24 protein-coding genes are annotated in these 25,974 nt (G+C 71.0%); 10 read left to right on the forward strand and 14 right to left on the reverse strand.

What is annotated here, in order from left to right:
• Positions 1-100: 100 nt before the first annotated feature.
• On the reverse strand, positions 101-937 hold the full coding sequence (locus ACFY1E_RS41345; protein WP_389085986.1) for a helix-turn-helix domain-containing protein: 837 nt from the start codon (positions 935-937) through the stop codon (positions 101-103).
• Between the two features lie 97 nt (positions 938-1,034).
• Between ACFY1E_RS41345 and ACFY1E_RS41350 the strand changes: the two genes are divergently transcribed.
• Both ACFY1E_RS41350 and ACFY1E_RS41355 read left to right on the forward strand, forming a co-directional pair.
• Positions 1,035-1,655, forward strand: coding sequence for an NADPH-dependent FMN reductase (locus ACFY1E_RS41350; protein ID WP_389086213.1), 621 nt, complete (start codon positions 1,035-1,037; stop codon positions 1,653-1,655).
• An 87-nt stretch (positions 1,656-1,742) separates the two neighbouring features.
• On the forward strand, positions 1,743-4,085 hold the full coding sequence (locus ACFY1E_RS41355; RefSeq protein ID WP_389085988.1) for an ATP-binding cassette domain-containing protein: 2,343 nt from the start codon (positions 1,743-1,745) through the stop codon (positions 4,083-4,085).
• 27 nt (positions 4,086-4,112) lie between these two features.
• On the opposite strand, the gene ACFY1E_RS41360 is transcribed toward ACFY1E_RS41355, so the two are convergent.
• Together ACFY1E_RS41360 and ACFY1E_RS41365 are read right to left on the reverse strand one after the other, a co-directional pair.
• Positions 4,113-4,631 carry an AAA family ATPase gene (locus tag ACFY1E_RS41360; protein ID WP_389085991.1) on the reverse strand — a complete coding sequence of 173 codons (519 nt, stop codon included), beginning with the start codon at positions 4,629-4,631 and terminating at the stop codon, positions 4,113-4,115.
• A gap of 144 nt (positions 4,632-4,775) precedes the next feature.
• A complete protein-coding gene (locus tag ACFY1E_RS41365; protein WP_389085993.1) occupies positions 4,776-5,333 on the reverse strand; it encodes a TetR/AcrR family transcriptional regulator in 558 nt (185 codons plus the stop codon).
• A gap of 73 nt (positions 5,334-5,406) precedes the next feature.
• On the opposite strand from ACFY1E_RS41365, the gene ACFY1E_RS41370 reads away from it, so the two are divergent.
• On the forward strand, positions 5,407-6,564 hold the full coding sequence (locus ACFY1E_RS41370) for an FAD-dependent monooxygenase (RefSeq protein WP_389085996.1): 1,158 nt from the start codon (positions 5,407-5,409) through the stop codon (positions 6,562-6,564).
• Between the two features lie 252 nt (positions 6,565-6,816).
• Here ACFY1E_RS41370 and ACFY1E_RS41375 read toward each other — a convergent pair whose 3' ends face one another.
• On the reverse strand, positions 6,817-8,004 hold the full coding sequence (locus tag ACFY1E_RS41375) for an alanine--tRNA ligase-related protein (protein WP_389085998.1): 1,188 nt from the start codon (positions 8,002-8,004) through the stop codon (positions 6,817-6,819).
• A 364-nt stretch (positions 8,005-8,368) separates the two neighbouring features.
• Here ACFY1E_RS41375 and ACFY1E_RS41380 point away from each other — a divergent pair, with 364 nt between their 5' ends.
• Positions 8,369-8,896: an STM3941 family protein gene (locus ACFY1E_RS41380; RefSeq protein WP_389086001.1), complete on the forward strand. Its 528-nt coding sequence runs from the start codon at positions 8,369-8,371 to the stop codon at positions 8,894-8,896.
• Positions 8,897-8,915: 19 nt separating this feature from the next.
• On the opposite strand, the gene ACFY1E_RS41385 is transcribed toward ACFY1E_RS41380, so the two are convergent.
• The 5 genes from ACFY1E_RS41385 to ACFY1E_RS41405 all read right to left on the reverse strand — a co-directional run bounded on the left by ACFY1E_RS41385 (position 8,916) and on the right by ACFY1E_RS41405 (position 14,112).
• Positions 8,916-9,725: a lysophospholipid acyltransferase family protein gene (locus ACFY1E_RS41385; protein WP_389086003.1), complete on the reverse strand. Its 810-nt coding sequence runs from the start codon at positions 9,723-9,725 to the stop codon at positions 8,916-8,918.
• On the reverse strand, positions 9,725-10,498 hold the full coding sequence (locus ACFY1E_RS41390; protein WP_389086006.1) for a GNAT family N-acetyltransferase: 774 nt from the start codon (positions 10,496-10,498) through the stop codon (positions 9,725-9,727). Before ACFY1E_RS41390 ends, ACFY1E_RS41385 begins: the two co-directional genes overlap by 1 nt.
• 241 nt (positions 10,499-10,739) lie before the next feature.
• The gene (locus ACFY1E_RS41395; RefSeq protein ID WP_389086008.1) at positions 10,740-11,489 is read right to left on the reverse strand and encodes a succinate dehydrogenase/fumarate reductase iron-sulfur subunit; all 750 of its coding nucleotides are present in this window, start codon (positions 11,487-11,489) and stop codon (positions 10,740-10,742) included.
• Entirely contained in the window at positions 11,486-13,438 is a 1,953-nt protein-coding gene (locus tag ACFY1E_RS41400) for a fumarate reductase/succinate dehydrogenase flavoprotein subunit (RefSeq protein WP_389086011.1), read from the reverse strand. Before ACFY1E_RS41400 ends, ACFY1E_RS41395 begins: the two co-directional genes overlap by 4 nt.
• Before the next feature lie 2 nt (positions 13,439-13,440).
• Positions 13,441-14,112, reverse strand: coding sequence for a succinate dehydrogenase (locus ACFY1E_RS41405; RefSeq protein ID WP_389086215.1), 672 nt, complete (start codon positions 14,110-14,112; stop codon positions 13,441-13,443).
• Between the two features lie 120 nt (positions 14,113-14,232).
• On the opposite strand from ACFY1E_RS41405, the gene ACFY1E_RS41410 reads away from it, so the two are divergent.
• Together ACFY1E_RS41410 and ACFY1E_RS41415 are read left to right on the forward strand one after the other, a co-directional pair.
• The gene (locus ACFY1E_RS41410) at positions 14,233-15,120 is read left to right on the forward strand and encodes a LysR family transcriptional regulator (protein ID WP_389086013.1); all 888 of its coding nucleotides are present in this window, start codon (positions 14,233-14,235) and stop codon (positions 15,118-15,120) included.
• A 66-nt stretch (positions 15,121-15,186) separates the two neighbouring features.
• Positions 15,187-15,999: a class I SAM-dependent methyltransferase gene (locus tag ACFY1E_RS41415; RefSeq protein WP_389086016.1), complete on the forward strand. Its 813-nt coding sequence runs from the start codon at positions 15,187-15,189 to the stop codon at positions 15,997-15,999.
• A 52-nt stretch (positions 16,000-16,051) separates the two neighbouring features.
• Here the strand turns inward: ACFY1E_RS41415 and ACFY1E_RS41420 are convergent, their stop codons facing one another.
• Both ACFY1E_RS41420 and ACFY1E_RS41425 read right to left on the reverse strand, forming a co-directional pair.
• Positions 16,052-17,473 carry a carboxylesterase/lipase family protein gene (locus tag ACFY1E_RS41420; RefSeq protein ID WP_389086018.1) on the reverse strand — a complete coding sequence of 474 codons (1,422 nt, stop codon included), beginning with the start codon at positions 17,471-17,473 and terminating at the stop codon, positions 16,052-16,054.
• 21 nt (positions 17,474-17,494) lie between these two features.
• A complete protein-coding gene (locus ACFY1E_RS41425; protein WP_389086217.1) occupies positions 17,495-17,833 on the reverse strand; it encodes a DUF4440 domain-containing protein in 339 nt (112 codons plus the stop codon).
• Positions 17,834-17,976: 143 nt separating this feature from the next.
• On the opposite strand from ACFY1E_RS41425, the gene ACFY1E_RS41430 reads away from it, so the two are divergent.
• On the forward strand, positions 17,977-19,167 hold the full coding sequence (locus ACFY1E_RS41430; RefSeq protein ID WP_389086021.1) for a PQQ-binding-like beta-propeller repeat protein: 1,191 nt from the start codon (positions 17,977-17,979) through the stop codon (positions 19,165-19,167).
• A 14-nt stretch (positions 19,168-19,181) separates the two neighbouring features.
• Here ACFY1E_RS41430 and ACFY1E_RS41435 read toward each other — a convergent pair whose 3' ends face one another.
• From ACFY1E_RS41435 to ACFY1E_RS41445, 3 genes are all read right to left on the reverse strand, one after another.
• Complete coding sequence (locus tag ACFY1E_RS41435) at positions 19,182-21,317, reverse strand: putative bifunctional diguanylate cyclase/phosphodiesterase (RefSeq protein ID WP_389086024.1); 2,136 nt, start codon at positions 21,315-21,317, stop codon at positions 19,182-19,184.
• Complete coding sequence (locus ACFY1E_RS41440) at positions 21,314-22,126, reverse strand: SAM-dependent methyltransferase (RefSeq protein WP_389086026.1); 813 nt, start codon at positions 22,124-22,126, stop codon at positions 21,314-21,316. Before ACFY1E_RS41440 ends, ACFY1E_RS41435 begins: the two co-directional genes overlap by 4 nt.
• A gap of 238 nt (positions 22,127-22,364) precedes the next feature.
• Positions 22,365-23,327, reverse strand: a complete 963-nt coding sequence (locus ACFY1E_RS41445) for an SCO0930 family lipoprotein (RefSeq protein ID WP_389086219.1) — start codon at positions 23,325-23,327, stop codon at positions 22,365-22,367.
• An 869-nt stretch (positions 23,328-24,196) separates the two neighbouring features.
• Between ACFY1E_RS41445 and ACFY1E_RS41450 the strand changes: the two genes are divergently transcribed.
• From ACFY1E_RS41450 to ACFY1E_RS41460, 3 genes are all read left to right on the forward strand, one after another.
• On the forward strand, positions 24,197-24,325 hold the full coding sequence (locus ACFY1E_RS41450; protein WP_389086028.1) for a hypothetical protein: 129 nt from the start codon (positions 24,197-24,199) through the stop codon (positions 24,323-24,325).
• A 16-nt stretch (positions 24,326-24,341) separates the two neighbouring features.
• On the forward strand, positions 24,342-25,106 hold the full coding sequence (locus tag ACFY1E_RS41455; protein ID WP_389086031.1) for a DUF4239 domain-containing protein: 765 nt from the start codon (positions 24,342-24,344) through the stop codon (positions 25,104-25,106).
• A gap of 204 nt (positions 25,107-25,310) precedes the next feature.
• Positions 25,311-25,865 (forward strand): hypothetical protein, encoded by a 555-nt coding sequence (locus ACFY1E_RS41460; protein WP_389086033.1) that lies wholly within the window; start codon positions 25,311-25,313, stop codon positions 25,863-25,865.
• The last annotated feature ends 109 nt before the right edge of the window (positions 25,866-25,974 follow it).

Consider the following 25,974-nt stretch of genomic DNA (forward strand, 5'->3'; position numbering starts at 1 on the left):
GTGGGCAGGAACGGGGCGAAAGTCCCAGGGTCCAGCACATCAGCTCGAAGCCGATCCCGCGCGCGAAACAGACGAACCGATCAAGGACGACGGCCCGGCCTCACGAGATGGCCCGCAGCCCTCCGCGGGCCCGGCGGCGGAGTTGGTCGACGGCCTGGGCCGTCCGTTCGTCCGCGGGCAGGAGTACGACCAACTGCTGGGCGTCCGCAGGGAGTTCGAGCACCTCACGGATCAGTCGAAGCTCGTACCCGGACGGGTGGTCGAGGCGGAGGTCCCCGCGCTGTGGCACCACGTGACGGTGCAGGCGGCTCGTGAAGTCGGGGCCGGCGACGGGGGCGAGTTCGGTGCTGAACCACTCGGAACTCTCGGCCGACGGTGCCAGCCACAGGTCGAAGGCCTGCTGGTCGGCGATGTCGTCCCAGTCGGCGAAGAGCGTCCGGGCGCGCGGGTCGGTGAAGACGTAGCGGGTGAGGTTCGGGGTGTCCGGGTCGAGCAGTCCGGTGCCGCTCATCACCGACGCGTAGCCGCTCGTGTGGGCGAGGACGTCGCCCAGCCGGTTGGTGACCATGGCGATGCCCGGCTCGAGGAGGCGGAGTGTCTCCAGGACGGAGGGGCGGACCTCGCGGCGGGGAGGCGCGGGCTGGGTGTGGGCGACACACGCGCCGCCGGTGATCTTCGCGAGGTAGCGCAGGTGGTTGCGTTCGGCCGCATCGAGGCTGAGCGCATCGGCGAGCGCGTTGACCACCGCCACCGACGGGTTGCGGTCCCGGCCCTGCTCCATGCGGGTGAGGTACTCGACGCTGATGCCGGCCCGCGCGGCGAGGTCCACCCGCCGCAGGCCCGGTGAGCGGCGGCGGCCGTGATTCGGCAGTCCCAGCGACTCGGGCTGGATGCTGTCGCGCTTGGCCCGGATGAAGTCCCCCAACGGCGTGCCCATGGGGCGAGCATAGGCCGCTGCCCGCTGCTCGCGGAGGGCTCAGCCTGGCCCTGTGGGGGCCAGCCTGAGCACGGTCTGGTTGCGGTCGGGGCGCGGCATGACCGTGGTGGGCATGGACAACAACGAGCAGAGCAGGCACAAGCTGGTGATCATCGTCGGAAGCGTCCGGGACGGACGGTTCGGCCCGGTGGTGGCCTCGTGGGTGGCCGTACAGGCGGGCGCGCACGGTGGTTTCGACGTGGAGGTCGTCGACCTGGCCGAGTTCGACATCCCGTTGGCGCTGCCCGCCCAGTCGCCGAAGTACGCCGGTGACGCCTACCCCCGTCCGGCCGGGATGGCGGCACTGACGTCGGCCTTGGAGGGCGCCGACGCGTTCGTCGTGGTCACACCGGAGTACAACCACAGCTATCCCGCCTCCCTGAAGGCGGCCATCGACTGGCACTTCACCCAGTGGACGGCCAAGCCCGTCGCCTTCGTCAGCTACGGCGGCGCGGCAGGCGGCCGGCACGCCGTGCTCCACCTGGAGAACGTGCTGACCGAGCTGCACGCGGTGACCATCCGCGACGGTCTCGCCTTTCCGAACTACTTCACCGCCTGGCAGGACGGACGCCCCCTCGACCCCGACGCCGCCGGGTACGCCAAGACGCTGCTGGAGCAGCTGGCCTGGTGGGCCGGTGCACTGCGCTCGGCCCGCGAGGCCGCGCCCTACCCGGCGTGACCTGGGACGACGCCCGGCAGGCGACGCCGACGGATTAGAATCGCGGCGTTTGTCCCGCCGCAGCCGAACCCGCACGGAGTTCCGTTCATGCCCGACCCACACGACCCCTACGTCCGCGTCCGCGGCGCCCGCGAGCACAACCTCAAGGGCGTGGACGTCGACATCCCGCGGGACGTGTTGACCGTGTTCACAGGGGTCTCCGGGTCGGGGAAGTCCTCGCTCGCCTTCGGCACCATCTACGCCGAGGCCCAGCGCCGCTACTTCGAGTCCGTCGCCCCGTACGCGCGCCGACTGATCCACCAGGTCGGCGCGCCGAAGGTCGGCGAGATCACGGGACTGCCGCCCGCGGTCTCCCTCCAGCAGCGGCGCTCGGCCCCGACGTCCCGATCGTCCGTCGGCACGGTCACCAACCTGTCGAACTCCCTGCGGATGCTGTTCTCCCGGGCCGGCGACTACCCGCCCGGCGCCGCGCGTCTCGACTCCGACGCCTTCTCGCCCAACACGGCCGTCGGCGCCTGCCCGGAGTGCCACGGGCTGGGCCGGGTCCACCGTACGACCGAGGAGTTGCTGGTCCCCGACCCGTCGCTGTCGATCCGCGACGGCGCGATCGCCGCCTGGCCGGGCGCCTGGCAGGGCAAGAACCTCCGCGACATCCTCGACGCGCTCGGGCACGACGTGGACCGGCCGTGGCGCGAACTCCCGGCCGACCAGCGGGAGTGGATCCTCTTCACCGACGAGCAGCCGGTCGTCACGGTGCACCCGGTACGGGACGCGGACCGCATCCAGCGGCCGTACCAGGGCACGTACATGAGCGCCCGCCGCTACGTCATGAAGACCTTCTCCGACTCCAAGAGCCCCACGCTGCGGGCCAAGGCCGAACGCTTCCTGACCAGTGCGCCCTGCCCTGCGTGCGGCGGCAGCAGGCTGCGTCCGGAGGCGCTCGCGGTGACCTTCGCTGGCCGTACGATCGCCGAGCTGGCCGCGCTGCCGCTGACCGACCTCGTGGGCTGTCTGGTGGCGGGTAACGAGACCGCCCGCGTCCTCACCGAGGACCTCACCTCCCGTATCGCGCCGGTCCTCGAACTCGGCCTGGGCTACCTCAGCCTGGACCGCTCCACCCCCACCCTCTCGGCGGGCGAGCTGCAACGGCTGCGCCTGGCCACTCAGCTGCGCTCCGGACTGTTCGGTGTCGTCTACGTCCTCGACGAGCCGTCCGCGGGCCTGCACCCGGCGGACACCGAGGCGCTGCTCACGGTCCTGGAGCGGCTGAAGTCGTCGGGCAACTCGGTGTTCGTGGTGGAGCACCACCTCGACGTCATGCGCGGCGCCGACTGGCTGGTGGACGTGGGCCCGCTCGCGGGCGAGCACGGCGGAGAGGTGCTGTACAGCGGACCGGTGGCGGACCTCGCCTCGGTCCCGCAGTCCGCGACGGCCCGCTTCCTCTTCGACCGCTCCCCCACCGCCGTACGCCAAGTGCGCACAGCCCGCGGCCAGTTGAAGGTCGGGCCCATCACCCGGCACAACCTGCGCGGGGTGACGGCCGAGTTCCCGCTCGGTGTGTTCACCGCCGTCACCGGCGTCTCCGGGTCCGGCAAGTCGACGCTCATCGGCGAGATCACCGAGGAGCTGACGGGCGTGCAACGCCTGGTCTCCGTCGACCAGAAGCCCATCGGCCGCACCCCGCGCTCCAACCTCGCCACCTACACGGGCCTCTTCGACGTCGTACGCAAGGTGTTCGCGGCCACCGAGGAGGCACAGGCCCGCGGTTACGGCGTCGGCCGCTTCTCGTTCAACGTCGCCGGCGGGCGCTGCGAGACCTGCCAGGGCGAGGGGTTCGTCAGCGTCGAGCTGCTGTTCCTGCCGAGCACGTATGCGCCGTGTCCGGACTGCGGCGGGGACCGCTACAACCCCGAGACGCTGCAAGTGACGTACCGGGGCCGGAACATCGCGCAGGTGCTGGACCTGACGGTGGAGAGCGCGGCGGAGTTCTTCGCGGACACCCCGGCGGTGGCGCGCAGTCTCGCCGCCCTGCTGGACGTGGGCCTGGGGTACCTGCGCCTGGGCCAGCCCGCCACCGCGCTCTCCGGCGGCGAGGCCCAGCGCATCAAGCTGGCCGGCGAGTTGCAGCGCGGCCGCCGCGGCCACACCCTCTACCTGCTCGACGAGCCGACCACCGGTCTGCATCCGGCGGACATAGAGGTTCTGATGCGGCAGCTGCACGGTCTCGTCGAGGCCGGTCACACGGTGATCGTCGTCGAGCACGACATGTCCGTCGTCGCCGGCGCGGACTGGGTGATCGACCTGGGGCCGGGCGGCGGGGACGCGGGCGGGCGGATCGTGGCGGCCGGGACGCCGACGCAGGTGGCGGGCGTGGCGGGGAGCGCTACGGCGCCGTATCTGGGACGGGTGCTGCCACCACGGCAGGCGTGAGCGCAGGCACCGAAGCCGCTTGCGGCATCACAGGGACGCCAACCAGGCGGCGGTGTCGTCCGGATGCGGGAACCGGATGGTGTGGAGGGGTGCGAAGCGGGGATCGCTCGTACGCCGTGCGATCTCGCTGCGGCGGCCCGCGTGCTGCGACCAGGCCCACCACACCGGGTGTTCCCTGCTGAGCCAGCCCGCCCAGGTCTCCCGGTTGCCGCCGAAGACGCGCTCGCGGGTCACCGTGCGCCGCAGGGAGCGGCGCAGGACGCGCGGCATCACGACACGCTTGCCGTAGTCCAGCCAGAGCACGGTGTCCGCCTGCTCCCAGAGCAGGTCACGGACCTCCGGGTAGCCGATGCTGTCGATGATCCAGCGGGGTTCGGCCAGGACGCGGGACACCGCCTCGCCCAGCTTGTCGTTGACAGCCCAGTCGGGGCCGACGAAATACAGCGCGTCCATCTCGTGGTAGGGCACGTCCAGACGCTCGCTCACGGCCCGCGCGAGGGTGGACTTGCCCGCACCCGTGCTACCCACCACCAAGATCCGGTGCACGCGGGCACTGTACAGCGGTGACGAAACCGTACGACGAACTGCACGCTGCCTCCCGACTTACTGATCGTTTCGGACTGAGGTTCGCAGGCGGCGGAGGGGCTGAGGCTGTCGGCCGGTTCGAGCAGGACCACGGGCGACCGGGTCCTAACGCAGCGCGGCGGCAACCAGGCCTTCCAGAGCCTCGCGCGGTACTTCGCCGCCGTTCACCAGTCGATCGAAGACCAGTCCGTCGATGCAGGTCAGCAGAGTGTGAGTGCGGTTCTCGACGTCCGTGACGCCGTGCGTGGCGAGGAACAGCCGGACGGCCTCGCGGCCGGCGTTCTCGCGGGGCACGAGGATCTCCCGCAGCTCCGGGTCGCGCACGCTCTCGACGGTGCAGGCATGGCGGGCGAGCGAGCGGCGGCGGCCCTCGCCGGTGAGTCGCTGCCGAGTGAGCAGCACCATGCCGTCCACCAGCTGCTCGGCGGTGCGCAGACGTGGAAGTGCTTCGGCCGTCGTTTGAAGTTCCGCCTGGTCCAGTTCGACCAGGCGCGTTACGAGGCCGGTCAGCAGCGCGGCACGGGTGCGGAAGTAGGCCGAGGTGGTGCCGGGCGGCATGGCGGATTTCCGGTCGACGGCGCGGTGGGTCAGACCGCGCATCCCTTCGTCGACGAGCACGTCGAGAGCCGCGTCTGCCAGAAGCGTGCGTCGATCTGAAGCCATGGCCTCTTTCTACACCCGTAGAGACTCGGGATAAGGTGTCCTTCTACAGATGTAGAAAGAAGGGGGCTCCGAGATGGGGAACACTGCAGTGGTGGTCGGAGGGGGCATCGGGGGGCTGGCCGCCGCGATCGGTCTGTTCCGCATCGGATGGGACGTGACGGTCCTCGAGCGTGTCTCCATGCTCGAGGACGCGGGGGCAGGCATTTCACTGGCCGCCAACGGCCTGCGGGCACTGGACGAACTCGGGGTCGGCGCGGCGGTTCGGGACGCATCGCAGGGCCAGTACAGCGGCGGCACTCGGACGCCCCAGGGCGGCCGGCTGGCCCGGATGGACGGCTCGGCCCTGGAGAAGGCGGTGGGCACGCCGATCATGGGCATCCCGCGCTCCACCCTGCATCGACTGCTCCGCGACGCCCTGCCCGCCGAATCCCTGGTGATCGGCTCGGAGGTGACCGGGGTCGGGCAGGCCGGCCCTGGGACGGTTCAAGTCGACTGCGGCGCCGCGGTCCTGAACGCCGATCTGGTGGTGGCGGCCGACGGCATCGGCAGCAAAATCCGCAGCCGTCTCTTCCCGGACCATCCCGGCCCGGTCTACAGCGGTTCGACGGTGCTGCGCGCCATCACCGAGCACGCGGTCCCTCTGCGGGCCGACTTCGAACTGACCTGGGGCCGAGGTACGGAGTTCGGGCACATCGCCTTCCGGGACGGGCGGGCCGAGTGGCACGCGGTTCTCAGTCATCCCGCCGGAACGCGGTTCGCCGACCCGCTGGCCGAACTGCTCCGACGGTTCCGCACCTGGCACGACCCGATCCCCGCCCTGCTCGACGCGACCCGGCCCGAGGCCGTGTTGCATCACGATGTGCACGAACTGCGCACGCCGCTCCCCTCATACGCGGTCGGTCGGATCGCGCTGCTCGGCGACGCGGCCCATGCGATGACACCCAACCTCGGACAGGGAGCCTGCCAGGCGCTGGAGGACGCAGTCGTCCTGGCCGCCGCCCTCGGCACCGAGTCCACCGTCGAGGCCGCACTCGCGCGCTACGACGCCGAGCGCCGGCCTCGCAGCCAGGCCGTCGCTCGGGCTGCCCGGCAGGCCGGCAGAATGGGCCAACGGCTTTCCCACCCACTGGCCGTCACCCTGCGGAACACGGCGATGCGACTGACACCGTCCCGGGTGGCCACACGTATGATCCTGCGTCATCACGCCTGGGTCCCCCCGTCGCTGAACTGATCCGGACCGCTGCTCCGTGGACGGATCGCGCCGAGCTCCTGCCGCTACTGCATGCCATCCCACCGATTCGGGGACTCCGGGGACGCCCCCACCGCCGGTCCGGATCCCCACAGGGGGCGCTGGGTCTGGCGTGTGACGGTCAGAGACGGATCAGTTCCGCGAGGGTGTCGCCCAGGACGCGATCGCGCAGTGCCCCTGGGCGTGGTGCCGCGTTCGACGGTGGTGCGGGCCCGCCCGCGCAGGTAACTGACGTCAGTCGCCGGTGAGCAGGCCGGTCACCAGGTCGCGCGGCAGGCCGTGGGTGTCGTGGAGGTAGTGGTAGTCCTCCTCGCTCAGCGGGACCTTGAACTGCGGGCGGGAGAGGATGCGCCGGCCGCGTTCGAGGAGCTTGGTGAAGCGGTGCTCCTCGTCCAGGAGCAGTGTGCGGACGGTGTCGGTGCCGCAGGGCTGGAGGAAGTGGTTCAGGGTGTGGTCCACGAGTTCCAGGGGCAGGTCCGTCAGGGTGCGCGAGGGGTCGTCGCGGCGCAGTGTGGTGAGAAGGCGGCGGACGAGGCGGCGCAGTACATAGCCGCGGCCGGTGTTGGACGGGCGTACGCCGTCGCCGAGTACGACGATGCTCGAGCGCAGGTGGTCGCTGACGAGACGGGTGGAGGGCTCGTCCAGGTCCCACAGCGGCGGGAGCAGCCGCATCCACGGTTCGAACAGGTCCGTGTCGTAGACGGAACGGTGGCCTTGCAGAACGGTCATGAGGCGTTCCAGGCCCATCCCCGTGTCGATGCCGGGCTGGGGCAGGGGTTCGAAGGTGCCGTCCTCGTTGCGTCGGTAGCGCATGTTGACGTGGTTCCAGATCTCCACCCAGCGCGGGTCGGTGGTGGGGGTGCCCTGCGGTGGGGTGCCTTTCTCGCCGGTCCAGACGAAGATCTCCGAGTCCGGGCCGCAGGGGCCCACGGGGCCGTTGGACCACCAGTTCTCGTCGTTCGTCAGCTCTACGGGCAGTCCCAACTCCTGCCAGGTGCCCAGCGATTCGGTGTCGGGACCGAGGTGATCGTCGCCGCCGAAGACCGTGACGTGCAGCCGCTCCTGCGGGATGCCGAATCCGTCGCGCAGCAGCTCGTACCCCCAGCGCAGGCTCTGTGAGTGGCCGTAGTCGCCGAGCGACCACGAGCCGAGCATCTCGAAGACCGTCAGATGGGTGGGGTCGCCGACCTCGTCGAGGTCGGTGGTGCGCAGGCAGCGCTGGACGTTGATCAGGCGCCGCCCCTGGGGATGGGGGCGGCCCAGGAGGTGGGGCGTGAGGGGGTGCATGCCGGAGGTGGTGAACAGCACCGGATCCGAGGGCGGCGGCAGCAGGGAGCTTCCGGTGATGAGGTGGTGACCGCGTTCACGGTAGAAGTCGGTGAACGTGCGTACGGTCCGGTCGGTGTTGATGGTGGTGCTCATGGCATGTTCCTTCAGGTCGCGGGGACCGGAAGGGACCGCGGGAGCAGCCTGCGAGCCCTGGGGGTTGCGCAGAGGGGTGGCACCACATCCCGGCGGTCCGTTTCCGGCCGCCGGGGAAAGGTGGAGAGGTCAGGCGTCGGCAGCCGGGGAGCTGGTCGCTCGCGCGGCTGCGGTGTGGGTACAGCAGATCCTGACCTTCATGGAAGGAACGCTAACAGGGGGCGGTACGGTCCGTCTTCCGAGTTTCCGGTCCTCGCGCCCCGCGCCCCGCGCCCTGAAGGAACATGCGGGAGGGGCCGGGCGGCAGGAGCGCGTCTCTTCGAGGCTTCCGCAGGCGAGGGCTCTGGTCCTATCGTCTGAGCCCGTGATCAGAAACAGCGTTCCGCTGCCCCCGACGGTCTACCCACTCGCCAAGGGACGCGGGTGGGCCATGCTGGTCGGCTCTCTGGTCTTCGTCGCTCTGGGCATTGTCTTCCTCGTCGCCCACAGCACCCTGAAGATGACTGTGGCGGGGGCGCTGGCCGTGCCCTTCTTCGGGCTGTGCTCGGTGCTCGTCCTCCAGCGCCTGCTCCGCGACCGGCCTGAGTTGGTGCTGGACGACGCGGGAGTGGACCATGTGCGGCTCGGCCGGTTCGGCTGGGACGAGATAGCCGCCGTGCGGATACGCGAGCAGCGGGTACGCAACACCTCGCAGTCGTTCATCGAACTGGTGCTGCACGACCCCGACGCCTATCTGGCCCGGGCTTCCAAGCTCGTCCGCAGCACCGCGTCCATGAACGCACGCCTCGGCTTCGGTCCGGCCACCATGGCCACCAACACCCTTCCGGTGCCGCCCGAGGCGGTCCTGGACGCGATGCGGCGCCACTGCCCCCGACTCGCAGTACGGCACTGAGCGCGCCCGTGCACCGCTGCTAGGCCACCAACGCCGTGTGGATCCAGTCCGCCTGAGCCGTCGCCCCCGGCTGGGCGGCGCGGGCCAGTGAGCGGCGGTCCGGATGGCTTCCGGGCGCGATGGCGTCCCGTACGTCGACCTCGGCCACCAGGCCCCGCGCCGACACCACCCGCCAGACCGACGCCAGCAGCGAGTCGTCGCCGATGAAGGCGGGCGCCGTGCTGGCCGTACCCCCGGCGATCCGGTAGCGCAGATGCACCGGCTGTACGGGGACGCCCGCGTCGAGGGCGGCCTGGAAGACGGCGCGACGGAAGGTGCCCTGGGCGCGTCCGCACCAGGTGCTGCCCTCGGGGAAGGCCCCGACGGCCTGACCGTCGCGCAGCGCGTCCGCGATGCGGGCGACGGTTTCCGGCAGGGCGCGCAGCCGGTTGCGGTCGATGAACAGGGCGCCACCGCGGGCCGCCAGGGGCCCGGCCACGGGCCACTCACGGATGTCGGACTTGGCGAGCATGCGGGCCGGGCGGACGGCGGCGAGCAGCGGGATGTCCAGCCAGGAGATGTGGTTGGCGACCAGGAGCAGGCCGCCGGTGGGCGCGGTGGTGCCGGTGATACGGACCCGGACCCCTGCGGCCCGCACGATCCACCGGCACCACCGCTTCACCAGCTCGGCGGGGATCCTCCCGCCGAGCGGCGACAGCACGACCCCGGCCAGCACCAGGGCCACGACTGCCGCCATCCGCAGCACGGCGCGCGGTACGGCCGTGGCGGACCCCGTGGCCTCTATGCACGCCCCCGGGGTGCAGGGCGCGCTGGGCTGCCAGACACTCATCAGGCGGGCACGAGGGAGAGGAAGTGCCGCAGATAGCGCGGGTTGACCCGGCGCATCGACAGCAGCACATACAGGTCGGCGACCCCGAAGTCCGGGTCGTGGGCGGGCTGCCCGCACACCCAGGCGCCGAGGCGCAGGTAGCCGCGCAGCAGCGCCGGCAGTTCGACGGAGGCGGCGGCCGGGGTCGCGCCGTCCGGGCCCCAGGGCAGCAGCGGCCGTACCCGGTACTCCTCCGGGGCCAGGTACTTGCCCCGCACCTTCTCCCAGGTGGCGGAGGCGAGCGCGCCGCCGTCGGCGAGCGGGACGGAGCAGCAGCCGGCCAGCCACTCGTGGCCGCGGTCGACCATGTAGCGGGCGATGCCGGCCCAGATGAGGCTGATGACGGCGCCGTCGCGGTGGTCGGGGTGGACGCAGGAGCGGCCGACCTCGACCAGGCCGGGGCGGATCGCGTCGAGCGCGGTCAGGTCGAACTCGCCCTCGGAGTACAGCCGTCCGGCGACGGCGGCGCGTTCGGGCGGCAGCAGCCGGTAGGTGCCGACGACCTGGCCGGTCGTCTCCTCGCGGACCAGCAGGTGGTCGCAGTACGCGTCGAAGGCGTCGATGTCGTGGCCGGGCTGCGGGGTGGCCAGCAGGGCCCCCATCTCGCCGGCGAAGACCTCGTAGCGCAGCCGCTGCGCGGCCCGTACGTCGGCCTCGTCGCGGGCGAGGGACACGGTGTAGCGGGTGGGTGCGGCGGGCTTCGGGGGACGGTCCAGAGTGGTGACGCCGGTCATGGCTCTCTCCAGGTCGACTGCCGGGGACGGCGGAGCGGGAGCAGACCGTTGGCGCGTGATCTGCCGCCCCTGTTCTTCCGACGCCGGCTGACCTTCGCGTGACAGGCGCAGAGAGAGCGGGTGTGGGCTTGTTGAACGGCTCGCCCACACAAGCGAGACGGGGCCGGGGAGCACCCTCCCGACCCCGCCCGTCCGCACATCTTCGGCGAACGTTCACTGCAGCGCCCCGAAAGGGGCGCGGCTACCGCTTCGCCGCCTTCCGCGTCGCCCGCAGCCACTCCTTGTTCATGCTCGTGATGGACACCAGCGGAATGCCCTTCGGGCAGGCCGTGGCGCACTCCCCGGTCAGCGTGCAGCCGCCGAAGCCCTCCTCGTCCATCTGCGCCACCATGTCCAGCACCCGCGTCTCACGCTCGGGCGCACCCTGCGGCAGCACGTTCAGGTGGTTGACCTTGGCGGAGGTGAACAGCATCGCCGCCCCGTTCGGGCAGGCCGCCACGCACGCACCGCAGCCGATGCACTCGGCGTGCTCGAAGGCGAAGTCGGCGTCCGGCTTGGGCACGGGGGTGGCGTGGGCCTCGGGTGCGGAGCCGGTCGGGGCGGTGATGTAGCCGCCGGACTGGATGATCCGGTCGAACGCCGACCGGTCCACCACCAGGTCCTTGATCACCGGGAAGGCGGAGGCCCGCCAGGGCTCGATGTCGATCGTGTCGCCGTCCCGGAAGGACCGCATGTGCAGCTGGCAGGTGGTGGTGCGCTCCGGGCCGTGCGCGTCGCCGTTGATGACGAGCGAACACGCACCGCAGATGCCCTCGCGGCAGTCGTGGTCGAAGGCGACCGGGTCCTCACCCTTGAGGATGAGCTCCTCGTTGAGGGTGTCGAGCATCTCCAGGAACGACATGTCGGAGGAGATGCCGTCCACCTCGTACGTGGACATGGCGCCTTCGGCGTCGGCGTTCTGCTGCCGCCAGACGCGCAGGGTGAGCTTCATGCGTAGCTCCGCTGAGTGGGGTGGACGTACTCGAAGACCAGGTCTTCCTTGTGCAGGGTCGGGGCCTCGCCGGTGCCGGTGAACTCCCAGGCGGCCGCGTACGCGAACTCGTCGTCCCTGCGGGCCGCTTCACCGTCCGGGGTCTGGGACTCCTCGCGGAAGTGGCCCCCGCAGGACTCCGCCCGGTGCAGTGCGTCCAGGCACATCAGCTCGGCGAGCTCGAGGTAGTCGACGATGCGGTTGGCCTTCTCCAGCGACTGGTTGAACTCCTCGCCGGTGCCGGGCACCTTGATGCGCCGCCAGAACTCCTCGCGGATCTGCGGGATGCGCTCCAGCGCCTTGCGCAGTCCGGAGTCCGTACGGGCCATGCCGCAGAACTCCCACATCAGTTCGCCGACTTCGCGGTGGAAGGAGTCGGGGGTGCGGTCGCCGTCGACCGAGAGCAGGAGGTTGAGGCGGTCCTGGGTCTCCGCCAGCACCTCCTGGACGACCGGGTGCTGAAGGGTGACCGGCTCGTGGTGCGGGTTGCGGGCGAGGTAGTCGTTGATGGTGGCAGGCAGTACGAAGTAGCCGTCGGCCAGGCCCTGCATCAGTGCGGAGGCGCCCAGGCGGTTCGCGCCGTGGTCGGAGAAGTTGGCCTCGCCGATCGCGAACAGGCCCGGGACGGTGGTCTGCAGGTCGTAGTCGACCCACAGTCCGCCCATCGTGTAGTGCACGGCGGGGTAGATCCGCATCGGGACGGTGTACGGGTCCTCGGCGGTGATCCGCGCGTACATGTCGAAGAGGTTGCCGTACTTCTCCTCGACCGCCTTGCGCCCCATCCGCTTGATGGCGTCGGCGAAGTCCAGGTAGACGCCCTGCCCGCCGGGGCCCACTCCCCTGCCCTCGTCGCAGACGTTCTTGGCGGCGCGGGAGGCGATGTCGCGCGGGACCAGGTTGCCGAAGGAGGGGTAGATGCGCTCCAGGTAGTAGTCGCGCTCGTCCTCGGGGATCTTGTTCGGCGGCCGGTCGTCGCCCTTGGCCTTGGGGACCCAGATGCGGCCGTCGTTGCGCAGCGACTCGCTCATCAGGGTGAGCTTGGACTGGTGGTCGCCGGTGCGCGGGATGCAGGTCGGATGGATCTGGGTGAAGCAGGGGTTGGCGAAGTAGGCGCCGCGCCGATGTGCCCGCCAGATGGCGGTGGCGTTGGAGTTCATGGCGTTCGTCGACAGGTAGAAGACGTTGCCGTAACCGCCGCTCGCCAGGACGACGGCGTCCGCGAAGTAGGTGTCGATGCGGCCCGTGATCAGGTCGCGCGCCACGATGCCGCGTGCCTTCCCGTCGATGACGATCAGGTCGAGCATCTCGGTACGCGGGTGCATCTCGATGTTGCCCGCGGCGATCTGCCGGCTCAGCGCCTGGTACGCACCGAGCAGCAGCTGCTGGCCCGTCTGTCCGCGGGCGTAGAAGGTCCGCGAGACCTGTACGCCGCCGAAGGAGCGGGTGTCGAGCAGGCCGCCGTACTCACGGGCGAAGGGCACGCCCTGGGCCACGCACTGGTCGATGATCTCCACCGAGATCTGCGCGAGCCGGTGCACGTTCGACTCGCGGGCGCGGAAGTCGCCGCCCTTGACGGTGTCGTAGAACAGCCGGTGGACGGAGTCGCCGTCGTTGCGGTAGTTCTTGGCGGCGTTGATGCCGCCCTGGGCGGCGATGGAGTGGGCGCGGCGCGGGGAGTCCTGGTAGCAGAACTGGACGACGTGGTAGCCCTGTTCGGCGAGCGTGGCGCCTGCGGAACCGCCTGCCAGCCCCGTGCCCACCACGATCACCGTGTGCTTGCGCCGGTTGGCGGGGTTGACCAGCTTGGCCTCGAAACGGCGCTTGTCCCAGCGCTCGTTGATCGGTCCGGCGGGCGCCTTGGTGTCGACGACCGGCCCACCCGTCGTGTAATCCACGTACTCAGCGGTCATGTTCAGCTCACCACTCCGGTCATGACGCCCACGGGTACGGCGATGAAGCCGGCCGTGAGCAGCAGTGCGAGGACGTTGGCGACGGTCTTGAGGGCGCGGTCGCGACTGCGGCTGCCGACGCCGAGGGTCTGGGCGGCGCTCCAGAAGCCGTGCCGGATGTGCAGGCCGAGCGCGAGCATCGCGACGATGTAGATGACGTTGCCGTACCAGGTGGAGAAGGTGTCCACGACGTTCTGGTACGGGTGCCCCTCCTGGAAGCCGCCCGAGTGCACGGTGCCGGTGGTCAGGTCCAGGATGTGCCACACGATGAACAGGCCGAGGATGGTCCCGCCCCACCGCATGGTCCGCGTCGCGTAGCTCGCTTTGGCCTTCTTGTGCACGTACTTGCTGGGCCGTGCCTTGATGTCGCGGCGGCTGAGCTGGTACGCGGAGACGGCGTGTGCGACGACGGCGACGATCAGCACGACGCGGACCAGCCACAGCGTCCACTCGTAGTGCATGAACGGCTCGCCCACGGTGCGCAGCCAGTGCGCGTAGTGGTTGAACTCGCCGGCCCCGAAGAAGATCTTCAGATTGCCGATCACATGCGCGACCAGGTACAGCAGCATGATCATGCCGCTGACGGCCATCACCGTCTTCTTGCCGACGGAGCTGTCCCACACCGTGCGCGCCATCGACGGCCGTCGGTCCGTCCGCGTTGCCAGAGCCATGACTCAAGACGCTAGAGCCGAAGGTACCGATCGGTCCAAGACATGGTCCGGCTTGATTCCATAGGAAGCAGCTATCGTACGAGGATGCAGTTCCAGCAGCTCCAGTACTTCGTGGCGGTCGCCGAGACGCGGCACTTCACCCGGGCCGCGGACCTGGTCCATGTCGCGCAGCCCTCCCTGTCCCAGCAGATCAAGGCGCTGGAGCGGGAGCTCGGGGCGGATCTGTTCCTGCGGGCGCGCGGCAACATCACGCTCACCGACGCGGGTGAGGCGCTGCTGCCGCTGGCCCGCCGCATCCTGGCCGACGCGGACACGGCCCGGCACGAGGTGCAGGAGTTGGTACAGCTGCGCAGCGGCCGGGTCCGGCTGGGCGCGACCCCGAGCCTGTGCACGGGCCTGCTGCCCGACGTCCTGCGCGCCTTCCACGACCGCTATCCCGGCATCCGGCTGCTGATCGAGGAGGGCGGCTCCCACGATCTCGTACGGGAACTCGCCCGCGGCGCCCTGGACCTGGCGCTGGTGGTGCTGCCGCTGCCGTCCCCCTCCCCCGCGCTGAAAACGGTGGAGCTGCTGCGCGAGGACCTGGTCGTGGTGTCGTCCCCGGAGTCGCCCGCACCCGCCGGTCCGGGCCGGCGCACGGTCCGCATCGCCGACCTGGAGAGTGAACCCCTGGTGATGTTCCGGCACGGCTACGACCTGCGCGAACTGACCGTGGCCGCCTGCCGCGCCGAGGGCTTCGAGCCGGACTTCGCGGTGGAGGGCGGTGAGATGGACGCTGTGCTGGGCTTCGTCCGCGCGGGGCTCGGCGTGGCCGTCGTCCCCCGCATGGTCGCCACACGCTCCGGGCGTGGGCTGCGGGTCACCCCGCTGGCCCGCCCCGGCCTGCACCGCACGATCGCGCTGGCCCACCGCAGCGATGTGGCTCCGCCGCGGGCGGCTCGGGAGTTGCAGCGGATGCTGTTGGAGCGGTGAGCGGGCGCATCGCAGGACGATATTGCTTTCGGAAGGCGATATTGCTTTCGGAAAGGGAGTGGACGAGTGGTGCAGACGGCGTTCGATGAGTCCGAGCGGCGGGCGTGGGCGGGGCAGGCCGATGCCTATGCTGCGAGTTTCGCCAAACTCTGCGCGTATCCGGTGCCTGGGCTCCTCGACGCCGTTGGGGTGAGGGAGGGTGTACGGGTCCTCGATGTGGGGACGGGCACGGGCACCGCTGCCGCAGCCGCATGCGAGCGGGGGGCGAAGGTGGCGGCGGTGGATGCCGAACCCGCCATGGTCGCCCGGGCCGCGCGGGCGGCTCCGGAAGCCGACGTGCGGCTTGCTGCGCTGCCCGGCTTGCCCTTCGCCGACGACGAGTTCGATGCCGTGGTCGGCAACTTCGTCCTCAACCATGTCGGACGGCCTCGGGAAGCCCTGACGGAGTTGCGACGGGTGACGCGGCCGGGCGGGCGGACAGCGGTCACCATCTGGGCGGTTCCCCCGGCCCCCGGGCAGGCGCTGCTCGGCAGGGCTGTCCGAGCAGCAGGCGTCACGCGCCCGGCTCACCTGCCGGCCCTTGCTCCCGAAGACGACTTCCTCCGTACGGAAGAGGGCTTCGCCGCGCTGCTCGTTGAGGCAGGTCTGACGGGCGTGGTCTGCGAGACCTTGACCTGGGACCACCGGACGACGCCTGAGGAGTGGTGGAGCGGACCGGCCGCGGGCGTGGCGACGATCGGTCAGATCGTGACGAGTCAGAGCCCGGCGGTCGTGGCCGAGATCAAGAGCCACTTCGAGTCGTTGTGCACGGAGTTCGCCGGTCCGGGCGGTGCACTGGTGCTGCCTCACGCGGCCCTGGTGGCGCATGGCCGGGCTTGACGCTGACGCCAAGGGGCCCTGCTGCGTACAACGGGCAGCAGGGCCGGAGTTGTCACGGTTCGGCGTTCTGCCAGATGATCCTGAGGGTCGACAGGGGGTAGGGGCCGTCGGTGGGGGGCGTCTGCCAGGTTCGGGTGGTGGGGTGGTCGGGGGTGAAGCGGGGCCAGCCCGGGTCGCCGGTGGTGGCGAAGGACGTCCAGGATGCGCGGATGCGCTCGGACAGGTCGGTGAAGTCGGGGGGTGGCGGGGAGCCGAGGAAACGGGCGGCCGGGCGGCTCGTGGCGTTTCCGAAGACGAAGGGGACGTCCACGCCGTGCGCGGCGCCGAGGGCGGGACCGCGCCAGGCGAAGTCGTAGAGCCAGGTCCGGCCGCCCGCACGGGCATGGGCCTCCGCGACCCAGGTGGTCGGCATCCGGATGAGCGCGTCGGACAGCATCACCGTGAACAGGTCGGCGTCGCTGAGGCCGGGGCAGGCCCGGCGATAGGCGTCGGCCGCGTCCTTTTCGAGCCCGACCGCTTCGGCGACGACCGCCAGGTCGACTCCCGCCGTGGGCAGCGGACCCTGCCCCCGGTACTCCTCGTGGGTGAACCCACAGATCAGGTCGACGTCCCGGCCGGAGCCGGACCGCAGTGCCGTCCAGGGCGGGCCGGTGACGAGATCGCCGTCGATGACGGGGGCGAAAGCGCTGAAGCCTTCCCGGCCGCGCAGCGGCTCGTCCTGGACGGCCAGGATCGCCTCGGGCGGCAGCGCGGCGAAGGCGTCCCGGGTGGCCGGGACCCCGGCGGCTGCCGCGATCGTGGCGGTGATGGCCGCGGCCTCCGTTGCGGTGCGGATGCCGGACGGGACGCTCTGGGCGATCGCTCGCCGGAACAGGCCCCGTGCCGCCGGTGCGGCCGTGAGCAGGACCGTGGAGGCGGCGCCGGCGGACTGACCGAAGACCGTGACGTTGGCGGGGTCGCCCCCGAAGGCGGCGATGTTGTCCTGCACCCACTCCAGGGCCGCGATCTGGTCGCGCAGCCCACGGTTGTCCGCGGTGCCGGGCAGGTGTCCGAACCCCTCGAAGCCGACGCGGTAGTTGAACGTCACCACGCAGACCCCGGAACCGGCCAGCGTGCCCCCGTCGTACTGGGGCATGCGGGCAGCGCCGTGCTTCCACAGGCCACCGTGGATCCACACCATGACGGGCAGTCCGGTCGTGCCCCGGTCCGGCGTCCAGACGTTGACCGTCAGACAGTCGAGCCCGTCGCCGGGCTGCCACTGGGCCGGCGCCCCCGGAGCCGGGGCCGACTGCGGCGGGGCCGCGCCGAACGTGAGCGCGTCCCGGACACCGTCCCAGCCGGGCGCCGGCACAGGGGGCTGGAACCTCAACGCGCCTTCCGGAGCGGCAGCGAAGGGAATGCCCAGAAACCGTACGATCCCGTTCTCGAACGCCCCTCGGACGGCCCCCCCAGAGGCCACCACAACCGGCTCCATGCGCCCTTCCTTCACCATCTGTCACTCTCCCCGCGGAGAATCTGCAGGCACCGGCGTGCCCTGGTGGTAGTACATGCGCCAGCCCGTCTCCTCGTCGCGTTTGCGCCACAGGGAGCTGCGGCGGGCCCGTCGGCCGTCGAAGACGGTCTCGAACGTGAGATGCACCAAGCCCGGGGCGAGCAGGACCCCCTTGATGTCCGACGGCTCGTAGCGCGGGCCGTCCGCGGAACTGCCCGGCTTGTCGGGCAGCCCGGCGATCGTCTCCTCGTAGGTGTAGCGCCGGCCCGAGGCGCCGACCTCCACGAATTCGGGGTCGATCAGGCGGGCGCCTTCGGCGGAGGAGCGGACGGCGGGATCCATGAGGCTCAGTTCACCCGCGATCGCCTGGTCCACGGCGTCGGTTTCATCGTTCACCCACGCATCCTCCCGCCCGAACCCGGCGCGTCCGCAACCGGGTTGTGCGGCCGCCGTAGCATGGGGTTCTCTCACACGGGGGTGGCGGGATGAAACGTCGGATCGTTGCGGTCGGCGCGGCACTGCTGGTGCTGGTGGGGTGCGCGGGGAACGCGGCGTCAGGGGGAGCGAAGAGCCCGGCGACCTCGTTGTCCGTCTCGGGTCCGTGGCGCGCGTGGGCGGCGACCCTCTCCAGCCAGGAAGCGCACGGCAGTTGCGGTGCGACGGCGCACCAGGTGGTGTGCGCGACCGACGTCGGCGGGTTCGTCGGGCGTTCGCGGGCCGACGGCCGTATCACCTGGACCGTGCCCGCGGGCGGCCACGGCAAGAACATCGGACTGGCCCTCGACGCGGCCGACGAACGGGCCGTGACGGCGGTCGCGGGTGTGCTCCGCGCGGCGAACCTGCGGACGGGTACGCAGGCATGGACCCATCAACTGCCCACCGGCCGCACCTACTTGGCCCTCGGCGCCGCGGAGGGAGTCGTCTACGCTCTCGAAGCATCGGATCCCTTCACCCACGCCCCCGTCCTCGACGCCATACGCGCGTCCGACGGCACACCCCTCTGGCACCGGACCGTCGCCTGGATGACGGGCGAACACCTGACCGCCTTCCGGGGCCGCGTCTACACGGCCGACGGCACCCGGGTCACCGCCCGCGACGCCCGCACCGGCGTCACCGTGGCGACCAGCCCCACGGGCGTCGAGTGCCCGCACCTCGTCACCGGCGGCCACTACCTGGTCTGCACCGGCAGCCCCTACTCCGCCGGAGACACCTTCGCGCCCATGCGGCGCCTGGACCCGGCGACGCTGAGGCCGCTGCCGACCCCGAGGAACACGGCCGACAAGCCCGTACGCGGGGTGATCTCCGACAACGGCATCCTGGTGCTGTACGAGGCCGGCGCCGAGGACACGGGCGCGGGGAACTGGTTCGCGTACGACCTCGAGAAAGACCGCAGACTGTGGAGCACGTACGCCACGGAGGCCGACGCCACCGTGGCCGACGGCCGGTTCGTGACCTTCACCCCCCGCAACGACCGCGCCGCACGGGACCGCGTGATCACGATCGACCTGCACGCCGGCCCGCAGGCCACCGGAACCGCCGCGCCCCGCATGTCCGCGGCGTACTCGCAGACCAGAGGCGGCGAATACCCCCTCGTCTTCGCGCCGGGCGGGGACACGGGCCACGTCGTCGTCATGGCCCGTACCCACGGTTCCCTGCGCTCGCTGCCGCTGCCCTAGGACCGGGGCGGGACTCAGCCCGTCGCGTCCACCAGCGCCAGCTCGTGCAGCCGGTCCGGTGGGCCCGGGCGGGCGTAGTACCAGCCCTGGGCCGTGTCGCAGCCCAGTATCCGCAACTGCTCGGCCTGGGCGCCGGTTTCCACGCCCTCCACCGTGACCGCGAGGTCGAGGCTGTGGGCGAGCGAAACGATCCCCTCGACGATCTTGAGGTCCACGGGGTCCGCCGGGAACTGCTGCATGCTCTGGGTGAAGGAGCGGTCCAGCTTCAGGACGCTGACCGGGAGGCGGCGCAGGTTCGCCAGGTTCGAGTAGCCGGTGCCGAAGTCGTCGAGGGCGATGTCGACGCCCATCTCGGCGAGCCGGCGCAGCGGCTTGAGGAGGTCGTCGTCCGCGCCGATCAGTGCCGACTCGGTGACCTCCAGGCAGAGCGCGTCCGGGTCGACGCCCGTGCGCTCCAGGATGTCGACGGTGTCCTGGACCAGGCCGGGATGGGTGAGCTGGCACGGCGAGAGGTTGACGTTGATGCGCAGGGGGCCCGCGCCGTCGTGACGTTCTCGCCATTCGCGGGCCTGGCGGACGGACTGTTCCAGGACCCAGCGGCCGAGCGGCACGATCAGGCCGGTGTGCTCGGCGAGCGGGATGAAGCGGTCCGGGCCGAGGATGCCGTGCTGCGGGTGCAGCCAGCGCACCAGGGCCTCGGCGCCGCGCACACTGCCGTCGCCGAGGTGGACCAGCGGCTGGTACTCGATGAAGAACTCGCCCCGGTCCAGGGCCGCCGGCAGCGCGGTGGTCAGGCCGTGCCGGGTGATGGCGCGGGCGTCGGCCTCCTCGTCGGCGAGCTCGAAGCGGTTGCCGCCCGCCGACTTGGCCCGGTACATGGTGATGTCGGCGCTGCGCAGCACCTCCGCCGGGCTGCGCTCGCCCGCCGGGCCCTCGACGATGCCGATGGAGCCACGGACGGTCAGTTCCCGGCCGTCGATGCTGATCGGGGCGATGAGGGCGTTCATGATGCGGGCGGCGAGCTCGTCGACCTCGCGTTCGGTGTCGGGGCCGGTGGTCAGCGCCACGAACTCGTCGCCGCCGAGCCTGGCGACCATTTCGCCGGGTGCCGTCGCACACCCCTGCAGCCGGTCGGCGACCTCGACGAGCAGCCGGTCGCCGGCCGCGTGGCCGAGGCTGTCGTTGACGGTCTTGAAGCCGTCCAGGTCGAGATAGCACAGGCCGTAGCGCTGGCCCTGGCCTGCGCCCAGCGCCTTCTCCAGGCGTTCGAAGAAGAAGGTGCGGTTGGGCAGGCCGGTGAGCGCGTCGTGCGTGGCCTCGTAGCGCAGCCGCAGATTGAGCAGCCGCCGCTCGGTGGTGTCCTCCATGAGGGCGAGCTGGTACTGCGGGTTGCCGTCCGCGTCGCGCAGCAGGGAGACCGTCAGGTTGGTCCACAGGACCGTCCCGTCGGGGCGGTAGAAGGCCTTTTCGAGGTGGAAGTGCTCGCGCTCGCCGCGGACGAGCTCGTCGTAGAGCTTCCAGGTCTGTGGCGCGTCCTCGGGGTGGGTCCACTCCCGGACCTTGCGGCCGTAGGCCATCGCGTCCGTGATGCCGAACATGCGCAGCAGTGCGCCGTTGACCTGGAGGATGTTGCCGTCCAGGTCGGCGATGCCGATTCCTATGGCCGCGCCCTCGAAGACCGCGCGGAAGCGGGCCTCGGTGTCGTGCAGGGCCTGCGCGACGACGCCCTGCGCCTGGAGGGCGGCCGCGGAGATCGCCTCCTGCTCGGCCAGCGTCCGCTCGCGCAGCGCCTCGGCGAATCCGGCGGCCATCGCGTGCTGCAACCGCGAGGAACGCGCGCGCAGTTCCTCCTGGTCGCCGTCCCCACCGCAGTAGAGCACCAGGTAGGCGTCGACGCAGTCCAGGGTGCGGGCCAGCGCGTCCGGGTCGGTGCAGTGCGCGGCGACCAGGGCGGCACCGACCGCCCTGCCCGCCTCCGCGTCGAGGGTGCGGGTGTGCAGCGCCCGGCTCAAGCGACGGGCCAGTGGCAGGAGTTGCTCCTCGAACTCCGGCCTGGTCAGCGACGTCGAGGTCACCGGGAACACCGCCCGGCTCCAGATCGTCGCGAACCTGCGCAGTCTGTCCGGCTGCCCGTCCGGCTCCGCGGTCACGCCGTACGCCCCACGCCGGCGAACCCGGAGAAGGCATACGGATCCTCGTCCTCCGGCGCCTCCTGCGGCCGCCACAGCGGCGGCGCCACCAGTCCCGGTTCCACCATGTCGTACCCCTCGAAGAACCGCGCGATCTCGTCGCGCGAACGCATGATCAGCGGGTTGCGGATGTCCTTGTACACGTCCACCGCGCCCTCGGCCCGCTCCGCCGGCAGCGGAATGCCCTCGTACGAGGCGTGCGTGAGGACGAGCAGGCTGCCCGGCGCGAGCGCGTCGCGCAACTGAGCCACCGCCTCGTAAGGGTCGTCCGCGTCTTCCACGAAGTGCAGTATGGCAACGAGAAGCAGCGCCACTGGCCGGTTCGGGTCGATCAGGCGCTCCACTTCGGGGCTCGCGAGGATCTCCTGGGGCTTGCGGAGGTCGGCGGCGACGACTCCCGTGCCGTCGTTGCCCGCGAGGACCGCCTGGCTGTGCGCGACGGCCACCGGGTCGTGGTCGACGTAGACCACGCGCGCGCCGGGGGCGGCCGCCTGCGCCACCTCGTGGACGTTGCCGAAGGTGGGGATGCCGGAGCCGATGTCCAGGAACTGGTCGATGCCCTCGTCGACCGCGAAGCGGACCGCGCGCCGCATGAAAGCCCGGTTCGCCTGCATGATCTTCGGGAGCCCCGGCATGAACTGCATCGCCTTGCGAGCCGCCTCCCGGTCGACCTCGAAGTTGTGCGAACCGCCCAGGTAGTAGTCGTAGATCCGCGAGACGCTGGGCACCGAGATGTCGATGCTCCGGGGGGCCCAGGCGGGACGCTCCATCTATCTCTCCAAGGCGTAGGCGATCCGGTGTTCGAGCTGAGGCTACTGATCGCCCGCCAACGGGGCGAGCCCAAACGGAAATTGACCATCCGTTCCCGGTCACTGCCTGCGGCACTTGCCGCATTCGCCCGTAGAAAAGCGGCAAAACGCCAAAGGGTCCGCCCCCTCCGTGCGGTGCGGAGGGGGCGGACGGGGTCGAACGCGCTGTCCGGTGCAATCAACCCTGGGGAGGTGATGGCTACTTCTTCGGCGCGCCGACCGGCTTTCCGTCGGGCGACATGGCGTACCAGGTGCCGCCCACGCCCTGGCCGTTGATGTCCCCGGGCTTGGTGTCGCCGGAGAAGGTGTACGCGGGCCAGCAGTCGACGGTCATCTGCTTGACGCCGTCGGGCCGGGTGAAGCCCATCAGGCCCTTCTTCTCGATGCCCTTGGTGTCGTCCTTCGAGACGATCCCGACCGCCGGCCACTTCTCCAGGCAGGAACCGGTGCAGTTGGAGATCGGCTTCGGCCAGGCCACGTCCTTCAGGAAGCGGTAGACCGTCATGCCGTTCTTGTCGACGACGATGTCACCGAGCTTGGGGTCCTTGCGCACGGACAGGCCGGGCAGGCTCGCCAGGGTGGCCTTCTTCCCGTCGGGGGCCAGCGCGAACCACTTGCCGCCCACACCCTGACCGGCGACGTCCCCGGCCTTGGTGTCCTTGGCATAGCGGTACGCCGGCCAGCCGCCGATGGTCAGCTGCTTGGTGCCGTCGGCCCGGGTGACCTCGCCGAGCAGCGCCTTGTCGATGCCGGCGCCGGCCGCGGCGTCGTTCGCGGCAACCGGCGGCCAGGCCTTGGCGCAGTCGCCGTCGCAGTTGGACTTGGGCGGCTCGGCGGTGTCCTCGTCGAAGCGGTAGAGGGTCATGCCGTTGCCGTCCGTCAGCACCTTGCCGAGCTCGGCGTTCTGGCTGACGGCGAGCTTGCCCGCGGCCGAGGACTGGGCCCCGGAGTTCTGGCCGTCGGCACCGTAGCCGTTGCTGGGGCTGGCGCTCGCTCCGGCACCGGCCGCGCCGACGCTGCCGTAACCGCCCGCCGGGGCGGTGGCGCCCACGTTCTGGCTGCCCACCGACGACGTGCCGCTTTCCTGACCGCACGCCGTCGTCAGCGCCAGTACGGCCACGGCGCTTGCCATGAGTGAAGCGCTCCGCCAGGAGGTCTTCATCGTCAACTCCCCATTATCGCAAAGGTGTTGCAGCGCCCTGCTGCGTCGCCGCACGAGCATGGGTACGAATGGGACCCGCGGTTGTGTTCAACCGCCTCACAAATTTCTTTTTTGAACCTGGGGCGCCGGGGCGCAGGTTCGCACGTGCGTGCGCCTTTTTCGTGCTGCGGGGCGCGCAGCGATCAAACCGCCGTGCGGGGATCATCCCCCGTTCGAGCCAATCGGGGCGCGATACGGCACGCCCCGGCGCACGAGGGCTCATGATCTTCGGCGTGTATGGACCCGAATCGACTCAAACCTCCTTCGCCGTACGGGCGTTGGTGCGTGGCGCTCCGCGGGATGCGGGGCGATCGGTCGCCTTTTGCCTGCGGCGCCGTCGTGGCCGGTCGCGCCCCGCGGCGGAGCCGCAGATCGATACGGCGCCGCGCCCCTTTGCGGCGCGTCTGGTCTGCGTGGTGTCTCTGACCTGGTTTCTGGTGGGGGCGCCCGGCGGCGTCGCTGCGGCCGATGCGTGTGCGTATGCCTCGGTGGGGCCGGACGGCACTCAGGCCGTGGCGGTTGCCGGGGACCTCGCCTGGCCGACTCCGCCGATTTGCCCCGCACCCACGCCGACACCCACTCCGACTCCGACTCCGACTCCGACGCCCAAGCCCACGCCGCCCGAGCCGAAGCCGCCGCCTCCGGCGCCCGCCCCTCCACCGAAGCCGACACCGAAGCCGGAACCGAAGCCGAAGCCGCCGTTGCCTTCCCCGCCTGCTCCGAAGCCTGCGGCACCGCAACCGCGCGTCACTCCCCCCGCCGCGCCACCCCCGGCCCCCGGCCCCCCGAGGCCGTCGGCCAAGCCCGCCCCCCGTCCGGACCTGGCGCCGGTGACCTATCCGCGCTACCGGGCGCCGGCGCCCAAGCGGTCGCCGCGCGGCGGCCCTTCGCCCGTCACCTTTGTCCTGCTCATCACGGTTCCCGCCGTGATCGCCGTCGCCGCGCTGCGGCCGCGCTGATTCCAGGAGGAATCTCTTGTCGGAATGGCTTGTTCTCACCCTCGCGATGCTGGCCGCCTGCGCCGTGGTGATCATCGTCACCTTCGTACGGCACCGGGCCGCCCCCGAGGACGAGGACCCCAGCGAGACCCCGGACGTCATCGAGTACATGACGATGTGGATCGGCGTGGTGTACGCCATCGTCCTGGGCCTGGCCATCGCCGGGGTGTGGGAGGGGCGCAGCGCCGCCCAGGACCACGTGCAGTCGGAGGCGGTCGCGCTGCACGAGATCTCGGAGCGGGTGCGGGTCTATCCGACCGATGTCCGTGACCGTATTCGGGACGATGTCAACGCCTATGTCGGACACGTCGTGCACACCGAGTGGAAGGTGATGGACGACGACGGGCATGTCACTTCGCGCGGCGACCAGCTCCTCGCGCGCATCCGCCAGGACGTCACCGACTACCAGCCGAAGTCCGACTTCGAGGCCCAGGCCTACCAGCCGCTCCTCGACCAGGTCACCGCTGCGGACCAGGCGCGCAGCGCCCGGGCCGACTCCATGGGGGCGACCATGCCGGGCGTGGTGTGGTTCGGGCTGCTCGCCGGGGCCGTGATCACCATCGGCATGGTCTTCGCGCTGCAGATCCGGCGCACCGTGCGCGAACTGATCCTGGCCGGACTGTTCTCCGCCCTGATCGCGTTCCTGCTCTTCCTCATCTGGGACTTCGACGCGCCCTACACCCGGGGCATCACGGCGTCGGCTGCACCCTTCCTCAATCTCTTCCCGCACCTGAGGGGCTGACGGGCAGGCCGTCGCACGACGGGTCACCCGGGGACAGGGCGCCACGCCGCAGCCGTCCCCTGGGTGGCCCATACGTTTGCCCCATTCGCCCTACAGCGATCGCGCGATCGGACACCCGTTCCTAGCGTTTCGGTTATCGAGGTGCATTCAAGCCCCACAGCGGAACGGGTCCGCAACTGCTCCTCGAGGACCGGAGGAACCACCATGCGCGCGATACGCATTGCTTCGGCCGCTCTGCTGGGCATCAGCGCCCTCGCCCTCTCCGCACCCGCCGCCGTCGCACGGGACGACTGGCACGACATCACGCCGTTCGGCTTCAGCGTGCTGCCGTCCACCGTCGCGGCGGGCAGCGAGGTCAAGCTGCATGTGAACCGGGACGGCGACTGCAAGGGGCCTGCGAGGGTCACGTCGGTGGTGTTCGACACGGTCGTGATTCCGGTGGGACGGTCCTGGGCGACGGCGGTGGTGGACCGGGACGCGAAGCCGGGGGCGGTGTATCAGGTGACGTTCTCCTGCGACGGCGCAAGCGGCTCCACGGAGCTGACCATCGTGGGCGGCCGCCCGCACCACCCGACCCCGGTGCCGGTCGACCCCGTTCCGGTCCCGGCCCACCCGCACCGGGGTGTGCACGCCGGTGTGGGCGGCAGCATCGCCGGGTTCGACCTCAGGGAGATCGGCATGGGTCTCGCCCTCGTCACGGGCTCGGTCGGCGCGGCGTACCACCTCTCGCGCCGCCGCAGCGGCGAGGAAGGTGCCTGACAAAGGGCCATCGCCCCGGCTCCTGTGGGGGAATCGGGGCGAGGGCCCTTCAACGTGCGATCTCCTTCACGGACGTGACCTGCGGTCCGCTTTCCGAGGTCGATGTGCG

Origin of the sequence: Streptomyces sp. NPDC001604 (assembly GCF_042893475.1) — a bacterium.
Taxonomy (GTDB): domain Bacteria; phylum Actinomycetota; class Actinomycetes; order Streptomycetales; family Streptomycetaceae; genus Streptomyces.

Coding starts and splice junctions, on each gene's coding strand:
- ACFY1E_RS41345 (WP_389085986.1), bottom strand. CDS start 937: ATGGGCACGCCGTTGGGGGACTTCATCCGGGCCAAGCGCGACAGCATC.
- ACFY1E_RS41350 (WP_389086213.1), top strand. CDS start 1,035: ATGACCGTGGTGGGCATGGACAACAACGAGCAGAGCAGGCACAAGCTG.
- ACFY1E_RS41355 (WP_389085988.1), top strand. CDS start 1,743: ATGCCCGACCCACACGACCCCTACGTCCGCGTCCGCGGCGCCCGCGAG.
- ACFY1E_RS41365 (WP_389085993.1), bottom strand. CDS start 5,333: ATGGCTTCAGATCGACGCACGCTTCTGGCAGACGCGGCTCTCGACGTG.
- ACFY1E_RS41370 (WP_389085996.1), top strand. CDS start 5,407: ATGGGGAACACTGCAGTGGTGGTCGGAGGGGGCATCGGGGGGCTGGCC.
- ACFY1E_RS41375 (WP_389085998.1), bottom strand. CDS start 8,004: ATGAGCACCACCATCAACACCGACCGGACCGTACGCACGTTCACCGAC.
- ACFY1E_RS41385 (WP_389086003.1), bottom strand. CDS start 9,725: ATGAGTGTCTGGCAGCCCAGCGCGCCCTGCACCCCGGGGGCGTGCATA.
- ACFY1E_RS41390 (WP_389086006.1), bottom strand. CDS start 10,498: ATGACCGGCGTCACCACTCTGGACCGTCCCCCGAAGCCCGCCGCACCC.
- ACFY1E_RS41395 (WP_389086008.1), bottom strand. CDS start 11,489: ATGAAGCTCACCCTGCGCGTCTGGCGGCAGCAGAACGCCGACGCCGAA.
- ACFY1E_RS41400 (WP_389086011.1), bottom strand. CDS start 13,438: ATGACCGCTGAGTACGTGGATTACACGACGGGTGGGCCGGTCGTCGAC.
- ACFY1E_RS41405 (WP_389086215.1), bottom strand. CDS start 14,112: ATGGCGCGCACGGTGTGGGACAGCTCCGTCGGCAAGAAGACGGTGATG.
- ACFY1E_RS41410 (WP_389086013.1), top strand. CDS start 14,233: ATGCAGTTCCAGCAGCTCCAGTACTTCGTGGCGGTCGCCGAGACGCGG.
- ACFY1E_RS41420 (WP_389086018.1), bottom strand. CDS start 17,473: ATGGAGCCGGTTGTGGTGGCCTCTGGGGGGGCCGTCCGAGGGGCGTTC.
- ACFY1E_RS41425 (WP_389086217.1), bottom strand. CDS start 17,833: ATGGATCCCGCCGTCCGCTCCTCCGCCGAAGGCGCCCGCCTGATCGAC.
- ACFY1E_RS41430 (WP_389086021.1), top strand. CDS start 17,977: ATGAAACGTCGGATCGTTGCGGTCGGCGCGGCACTGCTGGTGCTGGTG.
- ACFY1E_RS41440 (WP_389086026.1), bottom strand. CDS start 22,126: ATGGAGCGTCCCGCCTGGGCCCCCCGGAGCATCGACATCTCGGTGCCC.
- ACFY1E_RS41445 (WP_389086219.1), bottom strand. CDS start 23,327: ATGAAGACCTCCTGGCGGAGCGCTTCACTCATGGCAAGCGCCGTGGCC.
- ACFY1E_RS41460 (WP_389086033.1), top strand. CDS start 25,311: ATGCGCGCGATACGCATTGCTTCGGCCGCTCTGCTGGGCATCAGCGCC.